The 14,050-nt window shown below is 59.9% G+C and carries 17 protein-coding genes; 15 read left to right on the top strand and 2 right to left on the bottom strand.

The genetic code is table 11. The features are described 5' to 3' along the window. Positions 1-10: 10 nt before the first annotated feature. A complete protein-coding gene (locus tag ACOTW6_RS16240; RefSeq protein ID WP_062933352.1) occupies positions 11-982 on the bottom strand; it encodes a TRAP transporter substrate-binding protein in 972 nt (323 codons plus the stop codon). Positions 983-1,173: 191 nt separating this feature from the next. Then, positions 1,174-1,416: a sulfurtransferase TusA gene (gene tusA, locus ACOTW6_RS16235; protein WP_000130627.1), complete on the bottom strand. Its 243-nt coding sequence runs from the start codon at positions 1,414-1,416 to the stop codon at positions 1,174-1,176. A 169-nt stretch (positions 1,417-1,585) separates the two neighbouring features. On the opposite strand from tusA, the gene ACOTW6_RS16230 reads away from it, so the two are divergent. From ACOTW6_RS16230 to ACOTW6_RS16160, 15 genes are all read left to right on the top strand, one after another. After that, positions 1,586-2,251: a 7-cyano-7-deazaguanine/7-aminomethyl-7-deazaguanine transporter gene (locus tag ACOTW6_RS16230; RefSeq protein WP_062933351.1), complete on the top strand. Its 666-nt coding sequence runs from the start codon at positions 1,586-1,588 to the stop codon at positions 2,249-2,251. Between the two features lie 72 nt (positions 2,252-2,323). After that, positions 2,324-2,881 (top strand): DcrB family lipoprotein, encoded by a 558-nt coding sequence (locus ACOTW6_RS16225; RefSeq protein WP_003861272.1) that lies wholly within the window; start codon positions 2,324-2,326, stop codon positions 2,879-2,881. Positions 2,882-3,016: 135 nt separating this feature from the next. Next, complete coding sequence (locus ACOTW6_RS16220) at positions 3,017-4,066, top strand: AI-2E family transporter (protein WP_003861270.1); 1,050 nt, start codon at positions 3,017-3,019, stop codon at positions 4,064-4,066. A gap of 125 nt (positions 4,067-4,191) precedes the next feature. Next, positions 4,192-4,914 carry a beta-ketoacyl synthase chain length factor gene (locus ACOTW6_RS16215; RefSeq protein WP_017384119.1) on the top strand — a complete coding sequence of 241 codons (723 nt, stop codon included), beginning with the start codon at positions 4,192-4,194 and terminating at the stop codon, positions 4,912-4,914. After that, the gene (locus ACOTW6_RS16210) at positions 4,911-5,726 is read left to right on the top strand and encodes a lysophospholipid acyltransferase family protein (RefSeq protein WP_062933350.1); all 816 of its coding nucleotides are present in this window, start codon (positions 4,911-4,913) and stop codon (positions 5,724-5,726) included. The genes ACOTW6_RS16215 and ACOTW6_RS16210 overlap by 4 nt, the downstream gene beginning before the upstream one ends. Then, positions 5,707-5,964, top strand: a complete 258-nt coding sequence (locus ACOTW6_RS16205; RefSeq protein WP_003861263.1) for a phosphopantetheine-binding protein — start codon at positions 5,707-5,709, stop codon at positions 5,962-5,964. The genes ACOTW6_RS16210 and ACOTW6_RS16205 overlap by 20 nt, the downstream gene beginning before the upstream one ends. 11 nt (positions 5,965-5,975) lie before the next feature. Next, positions 5,976-6,227 carry an acyl carrier protein gene (locus ACOTW6_RS16200; RefSeq protein ID WP_003861262.1) on the top strand — a complete coding sequence of 84 codons (252 nt, stop codon included), beginning with the start codon at positions 5,976-5,978 and terminating at the stop codon, positions 6,225-6,227. After that, positions 6,199-6,798: a hypothetical protein gene (locus ACOTW6_RS16195; protein ID WP_062933349.1), complete on the top strand. Its 600-nt coding sequence runs from the start codon at positions 6,199-6,201 to the stop codon at positions 6,796-6,798. Before ACOTW6_RS16200 ends, ACOTW6_RS16195 begins: the two co-directional genes overlap by 29 nt. Beyond that, positions 6,791-8,137: an acyl-CoA synthetase gene (locus ACOTW6_RS16190; protein WP_062933348.1), complete on the top strand. Its 1,347-nt coding sequence runs from the start codon at positions 6,791-6,793 to the stop codon at positions 8,135-8,137. Before ACOTW6_RS16195 ends, ACOTW6_RS16190 begins: the two co-directional genes overlap by 8 nt. Continuing rightward, positions 8,124-8,474 carry a hydroxymyristoyl-ACP dehydratase gene (locus ACOTW6_RS16185; RefSeq protein ID WP_047745709.1) on the top strand — a complete coding sequence of 117 codons (351 nt, stop codon included), beginning with the start codon at positions 8,124-8,126 and terminating at the stop codon, positions 8,472-8,474. Before ACOTW6_RS16190 ends, ACOTW6_RS16185 begins: the two co-directional genes overlap by 14 nt. Beyond that, a complete protein-coding gene (locus ACOTW6_RS16180; protein ID WP_213789360.1) occupies positions 8,465-10,156 on the top strand; it encodes a glycosyltransferase family 2 protein in 1,692 nt (563 codons plus the stop codon). The genes ACOTW6_RS16185 and ACOTW6_RS16180 overlap by 10 nt, the downstream gene beginning before the upstream one ends. Before the next feature lie 3 nt (positions 10,157-10,159). Beyond that, positions 10,160-10,582 carry an acyl-CoA thioesterase gene (locus ACOTW6_RS16175; protein ID WP_006812302.1) on the top strand — a complete coding sequence of 141 codons (423 nt, stop codon included), beginning with the start codon at positions 10,160-10,162 and terminating at the stop codon, positions 10,580-10,582. Continuing rightward, positions 10,579-11,184: an outer membrane lipoprotein carrier protein LolA gene (locus tag ACOTW6_RS16170; RefSeq protein ID WP_213789359.1), complete on the top strand. Its 606-nt coding sequence runs from the start codon at positions 10,579-10,581 to the stop codon at positions 11,182-11,184. Before ACOTW6_RS16175 ends, ACOTW6_RS16170 begins: the two co-directional genes overlap by 4 nt. Further along, positions 11,153-13,474, top strand: coding sequence for an MMPL family transporter (locus ACOTW6_RS16165; RefSeq protein WP_213789358.1), 2,322 nt, complete (start codon positions 11,153-11,155; stop codon positions 13,472-13,474). Before ACOTW6_RS16170 ends, ACOTW6_RS16165 begins: the two co-directional genes overlap by 32 nt. Beyond that, positions 13,471-14,049, top strand: coding sequence for a DUF3261 domain-containing protein (locus ACOTW6_RS16160; protein ID WP_047736874.1), 579 nt, complete (start codon positions 13,471-13,473; stop codon positions 14,047-14,049). Before ACOTW6_RS16165 ends, ACOTW6_RS16160 begins: the two co-directional genes overlap by 4 nt. Position 14,050 lies beyond the last annotated feature (1 nt).

Genomic DNA, 14,050 nt, shown 5'->3' with positions numbered 1-14,050 from the left:
GTACTCCGGCTTACTGAACGTCAGCGATGGCTTTCATCAGATCCTGATGCTTGTCGCCATACTGTGCGCGCACCGGCTCTGTCGCCTTGATAAACACCGTTTTATCGATGTCGTGGAACTGCACCCCACCGGCCTTCATTTTCGCCAGCGCCTGGTCGTTATACGCATTCCACAGCTTGCGCTGCTCGAACTGCGCTTCGCGGGCCAGCGTCAGGATCTTTTGCTGTTCGTCAGCGCTCAGTTTGTCCCATTTCACTTTGGAGTAGAGCAGCATTTCCGGGGTGATGAAGTGGCCGCTCAGCGTGTAGTTTTTGGCGACCGGCATGTAGTTGTGGGCGATAAAGGTTGGCGGGTTGTTCTCCGCGCCGTCGATCACCCCGGTCTGCATGCCGCTGTAAACCTCACTGACGCCCATCGCCACCGAGTTCGCTCCCATCGCTTTCAGCGTGGCCAGCGCCACCGGGCTGCCCTGCACGCGGATTTTCTTCCCTTTCAGATCGTCCGGTTTGACGATCGGCTCTTTGGTGATCAGGTTGCGGGTGCCGGAATCCATCCAGCCAAGGAAGACCAGACGCGATTTCGGGTTGGCGGTGAGTTTGTCGCCAATCTGCTTGCCGATATCCCCGTCGATCACCTTGTGCATGTGGTCTTCATCGCGGAATACGTAGGGCAGCGTAAACACTTCGATATCCGGCAGGATAGCAGCCACCGGCGCCATAGAGACGCGGATCATGTCGATCGCCCCCATCTGCGCCTGCTCAATCATCTGCTTTTCATCCCCCAGCACGCCGCCGGGGAAGACCTTAATCTCCAGCTTGCCATCGGTTTGTTGTTTGAGTTTTTCACCCATGTGCTGAACCGCCACCACGTTCGGGTAGCCTTCGGGATGCACATCGGCGGCTTTAATGGTCTGGGCAGAAACGGTGCAGGCGAAAGCAGACAGACACAGCGCGGCCAGTAACGGCTTGAAGGTCGTTTTCATTGAGTCAACTCCAGGGTAGTGAGATAAGCGTTAAAACGATGTTTTAGTTTTTGACGCTTAAAAATTAGACTACGGCTGGAAAAGGGAGGGTGAAGCGCCTCACAAAAGCGCGAAATTTTGAAACGATGGTTTAGAAAGGTTTTCTCCCTCTCCCCGTGGGAGAGGGTCGGGGTGAGGGCATCAGGCCGCACCTACCCCTTACGAATCAAATACCGATAAGGCAAGGTCTCGGTTTGCTGCGCCACCAGTTCGTGTTCCATAAAAGTACAAAAACCGGGGATATCGCGGGTGGTGGCCGGATCGTCAGCGACGATCAGCAGCGTTTCGCCGCTCTGCATGTTTCGTACGGTTTTACGCACCATCATTACCGGCTCCGGGCAACGGAGGCCCTGAGCATCAAGCGTGTGGTCTGGGCTGGAAAACAGGTCGGTCATTTTCTTCTCGTTCAGGTAAAAACGGCTGTAGTTTACGCCCCGCTATCGCCAATGCAAACCAGGTTAACGATTGCGTGAAAATTAGCCATTGCAAAGTGTCGTCAAAGCAGTATCATGCGGCGGCTTTATTGGGTTCCCTCACCCCAAATATTAATCAAAAAGGTACAATATGAACTCCTTTACACAATCGCAGCGCGTCAGGGCGTTGTTCTGGCTTTCGCTATTTCATCTGCTGGTGATCATCTCCAGTAACTATCTGGTACAGCTCCCCATCTCCATTTTTGGTTTCCATACCACCTGGGGCGCGTTCAGTTTCCCGTTTATTTTCCTCGCGACGGATTTAACCGTGCGTATATTTGGCGCACCGCTGGCGCGGCGGATTATTTTTGCGGTGATGATCCCGGCACTGTTTGTCTCCTACGCCATCTCCTCGCTGTTTTACATGGGCAGCTGGCAGGGCTTCGACGCGCTGATGCACTTCAACCTGTTTGTCGCGCGTATTGCCGCCGCCAGCTTTATGGCTTATGCCCTCGGGCAGATCCTCGATGTCCACGTGTTTAACCGCCTGCGTCAAAACCATCGCTGGTGGATGGCGCCAACGGCCTCCACGCTGTTCGGTAACGTGAGCGATACGCTGGCCTTCTTCTTCATCGCCTTCTGGCGCAGCCCGGACGCCTTCATGGCAGAACACTGGATGGAAATCGCTCTGGTGGACTACGCCTTTAAGGTGCTTATCAGCCTGGTCTTCTTCCTGCCGATGTACGGCGTACTGTTGAATATGCTGCTGAAAAGGCTGGCAGATAAATCTGAAATCTCCGCATTGCAGGCAGGTTAAGGGTTCGCTTTATCAGTTGTGATAAGATGAACGAATGAGCCGTTATGGCCGTTTATCGAAAGGAAGAAGTCAATGCGCAATCTGGTTAAATATGTCGGGATTGGCCTGCTGGTTGTTGGCCTTGCAGCCTGTGATAACAGCGACACCAAAACGCCTGCTCAGGGCGCGTCAGCAGAAAGCAACGCCACCGGTCAGCCGGTGAGCCTGATGGATGGCAAACTCAGTTTCTCTCTGCCTGCGGACATGACCGACCAGAGCGGTAAGCTGGGCACTCAGGCGAACAACATGCACGTCTATTCCGATGCCACCGGCCAAAAAGCGGTGATTGTGATCGTCGGTGACGATACGAGCGAAGATCTGGGCGTGCTGGCCAAACGCCTGGAAGATCAGCAGCGCAGCCGCGACCCGCAGCTTCAGGTGGTCACCAACAAGTCTGTTGAACTGAAAGGCCACACGCTGCAACAGCTGGACAGCATCATCTCTGCCAAAGGCCAGACCGCCTACTCCTCCGTGGTGCTCGGCAAGGTGGACAATAAACTGCTGACCATGCAGATCACCCTGCCGGCAGACAATCAGCAGAAAGCGCAGACCGCCGCTGAAAACATCATTAACACCCTCGTGATCCAGTAATCGTTCACCGGGATGCCGTGGCCTCCGTCGCTTGCGCCGGGGGCCATTTTTTTGCCACGACTTTCAGACTAACGCTCCAGACGAAGCCCATCCGGCGCACTACAATTAACACGCCCCCCGGAAAAAGGAATTCTTATGACTGCCAGCCCGCCCGACAAAGCCGGACTTCATATTTTATTAAAACTTGCCTGCCTGGTGGTTATCCTTGCGGGTATCCACGCGGCGGCGGATATCATTGTTCAGCTTCTGCTGGCGCTGTTTTTCGCCATTGTGCTCAACCCGCTGGTGACATGGTTTTTACGCCGCGGCATCAGCCGCCCGGTCGCGATTACCATTGTGGTGATGGTGATGCTGGTTGTCCTGACGGCGCTGTTCGGCGTGCTCGCCGCCTCGCTGAGCGAATTTTCCACCATGCTGCCGCAGTACAATAAAGAGCTGACGCGCAAGCTGGTCGATCTTCAGCGCATGTTGCCGTTCGTGAATCTGCATATCTCACCGGAACGGATGCTGCGCCGGATGGATTCCGAGAAGGTGATGACCTACGCCACCACGTTGATGACCGGGCTTTCCGGGGCAATGGCCAGCATTCTGCTGCTGGTGATGACGGTGGTGTTTATGCTGTTCGAAGTGCGCCACGTGCCGTATAAACTGCGTTTTGCCCTGAACAATCCGCAGATCCACATTGCCGGCTTGCACCGCGCGCTGAAGGGCGTATCCAAATATCTGGCGCTGAAAACGCTGTTAAGCCTGTGGACCGGCGTGATCGTCTGGCTGGGGCTGGTACTGCTGGACGTGCAGTTCGCGCTGATGTGGGGCGTGCTGGCGTTTTTACTGAACTACGTACCCAATATCGGCGCGGTGCTTTCCGCCGTTCCGCCGATGATCCAGGCGTTCCTGTTCAACGGTTTTTATGAGTGCATGCTGGTAGGGGCGCTGTTCCTCGTCGTGCATATGGTGCTGGGTAACATTCTTGAGCCGCGTATGATGGGCCACCGTCTGGGCATGTCGACAATGGTGGTGTTTTTATCATTACTGATCTGGGGATGGCTGTTGGGACCGGTGGGCATGCTGCTCTCCGTGCCGCTCACCAGCGTCTGTAAAATCTGGATGGAAACCACGAAAGGAGGCAGTAAACTCGCCATTCTTCTGGGTCCGGGTCGGCCAAAAAGCCGTTTGCCGGGATAACCGGGTGGAAAGGGTCAAAAGTGACGTTTATTCGCCAGCGCGACGACAACATTGTACGATGTGCGCAGCAAATCGCGCTGGCGAAGAAAAAGTCACAGAAACAGGTTTATCGCGGACGCGCGTAGATGAAATTTACACTTACCCTTATCGACTGGCAGGCAAGAGCGCCAGGACTCAGCGATGCCGACGAATGGCAGGCATGGTCACGCCGGTCTGACGCCATCGATCCCGCGGCACCGCTGGCGAAACTGACCGATCTGCCGATGATGACCGCCCGCCGCCTGAATTCAGGCAGCAGGCTGGCCGTCGATCTTGGCCTGATGATGCTGCGCAAACACCGCATCGACGCCGTCGTCTACAGCAGCCGTCATGGGGAGCTGGAGCGCAATTTCCGTATTCTCCAGGCCCTGGCGGCAGAACAGCCCGTTTCCCCCACCGATTTTGCCATGTCGGTACACAACTCGGCGGTCGGCAATCTCACTATCGCCGCGCGTCAGCCTGTTGTCTCTTCGTCGGTCTCCGCCGGTATGGATACCTTCCAGCAGAGCTTGTGCGACGTGCTGAGCCTGCTGCATGCAGGCTACTCCCGCGTGTTGCTGGTGGATTTCGACGGTCTGCTGCCTGATTTTTATCACGCCGGGTTGCCGCCGCAGATGCCCGTCTGGCCCTACGCGCTGGCGCTGGTGATTGAGGCCGGAAATACGCTCAGCTGCGAAACGCACGTCAACCGCACGCCTGAAGAGCCCGCGCTGCCGCAAAGCCTCCAGTTCCTGCGCCATTACCTGCGGGACGAGCGCCAGTTTACCCTGCCGGGCGAGCGCCTGCTGTGGCAATGGACGCGCCAATGAGAGGGTTACGTTCCCGCCTCGATCGGGTATGGCGGATGCTTATGACCGGATTGTGCTTCGCCCTGTTCGGCCTCGGCGGGCTGACGCTGTCGCTGGTGTGGTTTAATCTGCTGCTGATTTTCCAGCGCGACCGCACTCAACGTCGCCGCCTGGCACGCCGCACTATTTCTGCCAGTTTTCGCCTGTTCCTCGCGGTGGTACGGGGTGCAGGGGTACTGGATTACCGTTTCAACAACCTGGACGTTCTGCGCGCCGAGCGGGGCTGTCTGGTGATTGCGAATCATCCCTCGCTGCTGGACTACGTTCTGCTGGCGTCGGTGATGAACGAAACCGACTGTCTGGTGAAAAGCGCGTTGCTGCGTAACCCGTTCGTCAGCGGCGTGATCCGCGCGGCTGACTATCTGATTAACAGCGAAGCCGACACGCTGCTTGCCGCAAGCCAGCAGCGTCTGGCCCAGGGCGACACCCTGCTTATCTTCCCTGAAGGCACCCGCACCCGGGTGGGGAAAGCCATGACCCTGCAACGTGGGGCGGCGAATATCGCCGTTCGCTGCAACAGCGCCGTGCGCGTGGTGGTGATCCACTGTAGCGAACGGATGCTGGATAAACAGAGCAGCTGGTATAACGTGCCCCCCAATAAACCTGTTTTCACCGTGGATGTTCGCGAACGCATCAACATTCATGATTTTTATGATGCGAGTCAGCACGAACCCGCGCTGGCAGCAAGGCAGTTAAACCGGCATATGCAGCATCAGTTAACAACCGGTCTTCAATCTTTGTCAGGAACGAAAGATGCAAGCGCTCTATCTTGAAATTAAGAATCTCATTATCTCTACGCTGAATCTGGAAGAACTTACCCCAGAGGATATTGATACAGACGCCGCGCTCTTTGGCGACGGCCTCGGTCTGGACTCAATCGACGCCCTTGAGCTGGGGCTGGCGGTAAAAAATCAGTACGGCGTAGTGCTTTCTGCCGAAAGTGACGAGATGCGTCAGCACTTCTATTCCGTTGCCACGCTCGCGGCTTTTATCCATCAACAACGCGCCTGAGAATGACCGCTATGACAGAACAACAAACGATTTATCAGGAAGTCTCTGCGCTTCTTATTACGCTGTTTGAAATCGCCCCGGAGGATATTACCCCTGAGGCACGTCTTTACGAGGATCTGGACCTCGACAGCATTGATGCCGTCGATATGGTGGTGCACCTGCAAAAGAAAACGGGCCATAAAATCAAGCCTGAAACCTTCAAAGCGGTGCGCACGGTGCAGGACGTCGTGGACGTTGTGGAACAGCTTCAGCGCGACGCGTAACGTGCGTTCGATTCCAGTTCTTCCCGCCCTGACGGGGCTGATGCTGCTGGCATGGCCGTTTTTGATCGGCTTCGGGCTGGCGAATAATAGCCTGCACGGGATACTGCCCGTGATGGCGCTGGTGCTGCTGTTGCGCGTCTGCCAGGCCCGTCGGCAGGGCGGCCCCCTGCGTTATCTGTTCGTGAGCGTGGCGCTGGCTGGCATAGCGCTTTGCGCGGCGAGCTACGTCCTGCACGCGCACCAGTGGGTGCTGTTTTATCCGGTGGTGGTGAATCTGGTGATGCTGGTGGTGTTTGGCGGTTCGCTGTGGACGGCAATGCCTGTCGTCGAACGGCTGGCGCGCCTGCGTGAACCGGCTCTCTCCCCCGTCGGGGTACGTTACACGCGCCGGGTTACCCAGGTCTGGTGCGGCTTTTTTATTATCAACGGGGCGATCGCGCTGTTTACCGTATTACACGCCGATATCCGTCTGTGGACGCTGTGGAACGGGATGATTGCCTATCTCCTGATGGGCACGCTGATGGCTGGCGAGTGGCTGGTGCGACAACGGGTGATGAAAAACGATGCTTAACCCTCTTCCGCTTAGCCAGTGGCTCAGTGCACCCCGCCCTGACGACACCCCTGTCGCCTGGCAGGACGACCGCCTCTGGACGCTTGGCGATCTGCGCCACGACGTCACCCAGTTGGTCGACACCCTGCGTCGTGAAGATGGCGAGCGCTGGGCGCTGTGCATCGAAAACGGTTATCTGTTTATTGTTGCGCTGCTGGCGACGCTGCATGCGGGTAAAACGCCGGTCCTCCCCGGGCACAGCCGGGCGGCGCAGCTTAACGAACAGCGGGCGCTGTTCAGCGGCGTCCTGAGCGACACCACACTCGATTTTCAGGGGCGACAGCTGCGGGTGGCTTCCGCTCAGCGGGCAGGTCATCTCTTTTCACCGCTGCCTGCCATCGGTGAGATGCGCACGATCGAGCTTTACACCTCCGGCTCGACCGGCACGCCGCAGCGGGTCAGTAAGCCGGTGGTCAGCCTTGATCGTGAGGCTCGTCTGCTGGCGGCGCATTTTGGCGAGCGTCTGGCGGGCTGTCACGTCGTGGCTTCCGTGGTGCTGCACCACCTGTATGGCCTGACGTTTCGTGTCGTATTACCCATGGCGCTCGGCCTGCCGCTGCATGCCAGCCTGCTCAACTATGCCGAGCAGCTCTCTGCCCTTCCCGACGATAAACGCTATCTTTTCATCAGCAGTCCGGCGTTTCTCAAGCGGCTGGACGCGTCGCTGGCGCCGCCCCCCGTTAACCTGCTCGTCTCCGCAGGCGGCGCGCTGCCCTGGCAGGAGGTCGCCGCGGTTCAGGCCTGGCTCAACGTCTGGCCGGATGAAATATACGGCAGCACGGAAACAGGCGTAATGGCCTGGCGCTACCGTCAGGAGGAAAGCACGCGCTGGCAGCCTTTTCCCGGCGTGACGTTTCACGACGATCGCGTGATATCGCCGCTGATCCCCGAGGCGGAGGGGGTCCTGCTGGATGATATCCTGCACTTCACGGCTGACGGGCAGTTCAGCCTCGTCGGGCGTCGCGGTCGGGTGGTCAAAATTGAAGATAAACGCATTTCGCTCGATGACATTGAGCGCCGCCTGCTGGCGCTGGACGGCATCCGCGAGGCCGCCGCGCTGACGGTGACGCGCGGCGGGCGTCAGGGCATTGGCGTATTGCTGGTGCTGAATGAAGCGGTGCGTCAGCAACACGAACAGGGCAAAAAAGCGCAGGAGCTCGCCTGGCGACGCGCCCTTCGCCCCTGGCTTGAACCGGTTGCTGTGCCGCGCTACTGGCGGATCGTTGATGAAATCCCGGTCAACAGCATGAACAAGCGCGTGACTGCGCAGCTACAGGAGTTGTTTCATGAAGATCCCTGAAATCGGGCGCCTCCAGCCCGATCCACAGCATCTGGAGATAACCTTTTATCTTGATCCTGACCTGCTCTGGTTTAAGGGACATTTCGCCGTACAGCCGCTACTGCCGGGCGTGGCGCAGCTCGACTGGGTAATGCATTACGCCGCCGCGCTGGCGTCGGGCTACCGTTTTCACAGTATTCAGAACGTGAAGTTCGCCGCCCCGCTGTTGCCGAAGAACACGGTCACGCTGCTCCTTGCCTGGCAGCCTGAACGCCAGTTGCTGACCTTTAGCTACCAGCGCCATGCGGGTAACGAGCGCCACACCGCCAGCAGCGGGAAGATTCGCTTATGTCAGTAACCTTCCGCCCCTGCGTGCTGATCCCCTGCTACAACCACGGGGCGATGATGGCTTCGGTGCTGGCGCGCCTGGCGCCTTTCGATCTGCCCTGTCTGGTGGTGGACGACGGCAGCGATGAAACCACGCGCCGCACGCTTGAAGCGCTGGCGGCGGATCGTCCGCAGGTCACGCTACTGCGGCTGGCCGAAAACAGCGGCAAAGGCGCAGCGGTGATGCAGGGGCTGAAAGCCTGCGCCGATCGCGGCTTCACCCACGCCGTTCAGGTGGACGCTGACGGTCAGCACGCTATCGAGGACATCCCCAAACTGCTGGCGCTGGCCGGGCGTCATCCCGATGCGCTCATTTCCGGGCAGCCCGTTTACGATGACTCGATCCCCCGTTCGCGCCTGTACGGGCGCTGGATAACGCACGTCTGGGTCTGGATTGAAACCCTCTCCCTGCAACTGAAAGACAGCATGTGCGGGTTTCGCGTTTACCCGATAGCCCCGGTTCTGCGCCTTGCAGCAACCACGCCGCTCGGCAGGCGGATGGATTTTGATACCGAAGTGATGGTGCGCCTCTACTGGCAGGGCAACACCAGCTATTTTCTGCCCACCCGCGTGACCTATCCGCCGGACGGGGTATCCCATTTCGATGCCCTGAAAGACAACGTGCGCATCTCGTTGATGCATACCCGTCTGTTTCTCGGCATGCTGCCGCGCATTCCTTCCCTGCTGATGCGTCGCCGCTCGCAGCACTGGGCGCAGCAGCAGGAGGTGAAAGGATTATGGGGCATGCGCCTGATGCTGCGCGTCTGGCAGCTGCTGGGGCGAAAGGCGTTTACCGCCCTGCTGTGGCCGGTTACCGCCGTCTACTGGCTGACCGCCCGCGCTGCGCGTCAGGCGTCGCAGCAGTGGCTGACGCGGGTTAAAACGGTAATGGCACAGCGGCAAATGCCGCCCCTCGCGCGGCTTAATAGTTTTTCCCACTTCCTGCGCTTCGGTCATGCCATGCTGAATAAAGTGGCCAGCTGGCGCGGCGAAATGAAACTCCATCGCGATCTGGTCTTTGCGCCAGGCGCGCAGGAGGCGCTGGGGCTCGACGATCCTCAGGGCAAACTGCTGCTCGCGTCGCATCTTGGCGATGTGGAAGCCTGCCGGGCGCTGGCCCAGCGCGAAGGGGCGAAAACCATCAACGCGCTGGTCTTTAGCGACAACGCCAGACGCTTTAAGCAGGTGATGGAGGAGATGGCGCCGCAGGCGGGCATTCACCTGATGCCGGTCACCGACATTGGCCCGGAGACTGCGATCCTCATTAAAGAGAAGCTGGATCGCGGCGAATGGGTGGCGATCGTGGGCGATCGCATCGCCGTCACCCCGCAGCGCGGCGGCAGCTGGCGGGTGATATGGAGCGAATTTATGGGCCAGCCCGCGCCGTTCCCGCAGGGGCCGTTTATCCTGGCGTCCATTTTGCGCTGCCCGGTGGTGCTGATTTTTGCCCTCTGTCAGCAGGGAAAGCTGACCCTGCACTGCGAGCCGTTTGCCGACCCGCTGCTGCTGCCACGCGGCGAACGCCAGCAGGCGCTACAGCAGACCGTCGACCGCTATGCGCAGCGGCTGGAGCATTACGCGCTCTTGTCGCCGCTCGACTGGTTTAATTTTTTCGATTTCTGGCAGCTGCCAGAGGTCAACGAGAAGGAGTAAAGGGTGCTGACCGATCCCCGCTTTACGGCTGAAGTTGAAATCACCGTTCCGTTCCACGACGTCGATATGATGGGCGTGGTGTGGCACGGCAACTACTTCCGCTACTTTGAGATTGCCCGCGAAGCGCTGCTCAACCAGTTTGATTACGGCTATCGCCAGATGAAAGCGTCCGGCTACGTCTGGCCGGTGGTGGATACCCGGGTGAAATACCGCGACGCGGTGACCTTCGAGCAGCGCATTCGCGTCCGCGCCCACATTGAAGAGGTTGAAAACCGTCTGCGCATCGCCTATCAAATCTTCGACGCGCAAACCGGGAAACGCACCACCACCGGCTACACCATTCAGGTGGCGGTGGAAGAAGCAAGCCGGGAGATGTGCTTTGTCAGCCCGGCCATTCTGTTCGAACGCATGGGGATCGCGCCATGAAATGGATAACGCTACTCGCGGTGCTGGTAAGCCCGCTGGTGAACGCGGTCACGCTGGATGAACTGCAACAGCGGTTTGCGGAGCAACCGGTGGTGCGCGCACACTTCGAACAGACCCGCACGATCAAGGATATGCCTCAGCCCCTGCGCTCGCAGGGGGAGATGCTAATCGCCCGTGACAATGGCCTGCTGTGGGATCAAAAAGCGCCGTTCCCGATGACGCTGCTGCTGGATGACAAACGGATGGTGCAGATCGTCAACGGTCAGTCGCCGCAGACCATTACCGCCGACACTAACCCGCAGATGTTCCAGTTCAACCATCTGCTGCGGGCGCTGTTCCAGGCCGACCGCAAGGTGCTGGAAGAGAACTTCCGCGTCGATTTCAAAGACCTGGGCGAAGGCCGCTGGTCGCTGGTGCTGACGCCCGTCACCACGCCGCTGGACAAGATTTTCTCCACCCTTGATTTGAAGGGGGCGATCTATCTGGAATCCATTCGCCTGAACGATAAGCAGGGCGACACGACGGATATCGCCCTCTCCCGCCACCAACTGACGCCCGCCCGCCTGACCGATGCAGAACGCCAGCGCTTTGCCGCACCGTAACGCCCTGCGCCCGGCGCTGCTGTGGGCCGCGGTATGCCTGATCCTGCTGGGCGTGCTGCTGTCGCTGCTGCCTGGCGCGCGGCTGAACAGCAGCGTGCTCGCCATGCTGCCGAAACAGACGCTCGGCGCGATCCCTCCCGCCCTCAACGACGGATTTATGCAGCGCCTCGACCGCCAGCTCATCTGGCTGGTCAGCCCCGGTAAACAGCCGGACCCGCGCGTGGCGAAGCAGTGGTTAACCCTGCTGCAACGCAGCCAGGCGCTGAGTGTCGTAAAAGGTCCGCTGGATGCCGCCGGGCAACAGGCCTGGGGTGATTTCTTCTGGCAACACCGCAATGGCCTGGTCGATCCGGCCACCCGCACCCGCCTGCAAAACGGCGGTCAAGCACAGGCCCAGTGGGTCCTGTCCCAGCTCTACTCCGCCTTTTCCGGCGTGAGCGGCAAGGAGCTGCAAAACGATCCGCTGATGCTGATGCGCGGCGCGCAGCTCGCACTGGCGAAGAACAGCCAGAAGATGCAGCTGATGGACGGCTGGCTGGTGACAAAAGATGCGGCCGGGAACTACTGGTATCTGCTGCACGGCGAGCTGGCGGGCTCGTCGTTTGATATGCAGCAAACCCACCAGCTGGTGACTACCCTTAACGCGTTGCAGCAGACGCTGAAAAGCCAGTATCCACAGGCGCAGCTGCTCTCGCGCGGGACGGTGTTCTACAGCGATTACGCCAGCCAGCAGGCTAAAAACGATATTTCCACGCTTGGCGTCGCCACGGTGCTCGGGGTGATCCTGCTGATTGTGTCGGTGTTTCGCTCCGTGCGTCCGCTGCTGCTGAGCCTGCTCTCCATTGCCATCGGCGCGCTGGCGGGGACGGTCGTGACGCTCCTGCTGTTCGGTGAACTGCACCTGATGACGCTGGTGATGAGCATGAGCATTATCGGCATCTCGGCGGACTATACGATTTACTACCTCACGGAGCGGATGGTGCACGGCGCGGAACACTCGCCCTGGCAAAGCCTGGCGAAGGTACGTAACGCGCTGCTGCTGGCGCTGCTGACCACCGTCGTGGCGTATCTCTTCATGATGCTGGCCCCCTTCCCCGGCATTCGTCAGATGGCGGTGTTCGCCGCCGCAGGGCTGAGCGCCTCGTGCCTGACGGTAATGTTCTGGCATCCGTGGCTGTGCCGGGGCATGCCGGTCCGCCCGGTCCCCCTGAGAGGGATAATGCAGCGCTGGCTGAACGCCTGGCGCGACGGTAAAGCCCTCTCCGTCGGGCTGCCGGTAGCGCTGGCGCTGCTCTCCGCCATCGGGATCGCCAGCCTGCGGGTGGATGACGATATCGCCCGGCTTCAGGCGCTGCCGCAGGACATTCTGGCGCAGGAAAAAACCATCACCGCCCTGACCGGACAAAATGTCGATCAGAAGTGGTTCGTGGTGTACGGCGCGTCGGCTCAGGAAACGCTGGAGCGGCTGGAGGCGTTTACCCCGGCGCTGGCGCAGGCGCAAAAAGCTGGCGAATTAACCCGCTGGCGCACCCTGCCGCTGAACTCGCTGGCGCGGCAGAACAGCGATCTGCATCTGCTGCGTAACGCCGCGCCGACGGTGATGAAAATGCTGCAAAGCACGGGGCTGAAGACCAGTGAACCGAACCTGAACGCCATGCCTGTCAGCGTGGAAGCGTGGCTCGCCAGCCCGGCCAGCGAAGGCTGGCGTTTGCTGTGGCTGACGCTGCCGGACGGCAAAAGCGGTGTGCTGGTCCCGGTCGATGGCGTCAGAAACAGTGCCGCGCTCGGTGAGCTGGCCGCCCGCCATCCCGGGATCGTCTGGGTTGACCGTAAGGCCAGCTTCGACAGCCTGTTTGCGCTCTACCGCTCGCTGCTGACGGGGCTGCTGGGCGTGGCGCTGGCGGTGATTGCCTGCGGCGCGATGCTACGCCTCGGCTGGCGAAAAGGGCTGGTGGCGCTGGTGCCGTCCGTGCTGTCGCTGGGCGGCGGGCTGGCGGCGCTGGCCGTGACGGGCCATCCGGTGAACCTGTTTTCCCTGCTGGCGCTGGTGCTGGTCCTCGGCATTGGCATTAACTACACGCTGTTTTTCAGCAACCCGCGCGGCACGCCGCTGACCTCCATGCTGGCGATTACCCTCGCCATGATGACTACCCTGCTGACGCTGGGGATGCTGGTGTTCAGCACCACTCAGGCCATCAGCAGCTTTGGCATTGTGCTGGTGAGCGGTATCTTCACCGCGTTCCTGCTCGCCCCGCTGGCGATGCCGTCTAACAAAGAGAACTTACCATGACCCGTTTCATTCGCCTGGCGGCAGTGATGCTGGCCCTGCTGCTGGCGGGGTGTAGCCATACGACGAACCGCGATGACGCACGCCCTCAGGCCTGGCTCCAGCCCGGAACCCGCGTCACGCTGCCCCCGCCGGGCATCACGCCTGCCATCCGCGCGCAGCAGTTGCTTACCGGCAGTTTTAAAGGCCAGACCCAGTCGCTGCTGGTGATGCTTAACGCCGATGAAAATAAAGTGACGCTTGCCGGCCTCTCCTCCGTCGGGATCCGCCTGTTCCTCGCCACCTACGACGACACCGGGATCCACACCGAGCAGTCGGTTGTGATGCCGCAGCTGCCGCCCGCCAGCCAGGTGCTGGCCGACGTGATGCTGAGCCACTGGCCGCTCAGCGCCTGGCAGCCGCAGTTGCCGAAAGGCTGGACGCTGAACGATACTGACACCAGACGCGAACTGCGCAACCCCGATGGCAAACTGGTCACGGAAATTGTCTACCTGAACCGTAACGGCAGGCGCGATCCGATTAGCATTGTGCAGCACGCTTTTCACTACCACATCACCATTCAATATCTGGGTGACTGAG

The sequence above is a fragment of the Enterobacter cloacae complex sp. IR5403 genome, from assembly GCF_049238705.1.
In the GTDB taxonomy this organism is placed as follows: Bacteria; Pseudomonadota; Gammaproteobacteria; order Enterobacterales; family Enterobacteriaceae; genus Enterobacter; species Enterobacter hormaechei_C.
The sequence above is the reverse complement of the archived record's forward strand: the minus strand, read 5'-3'. Positions and strand labels throughout refer to the sequence as shown.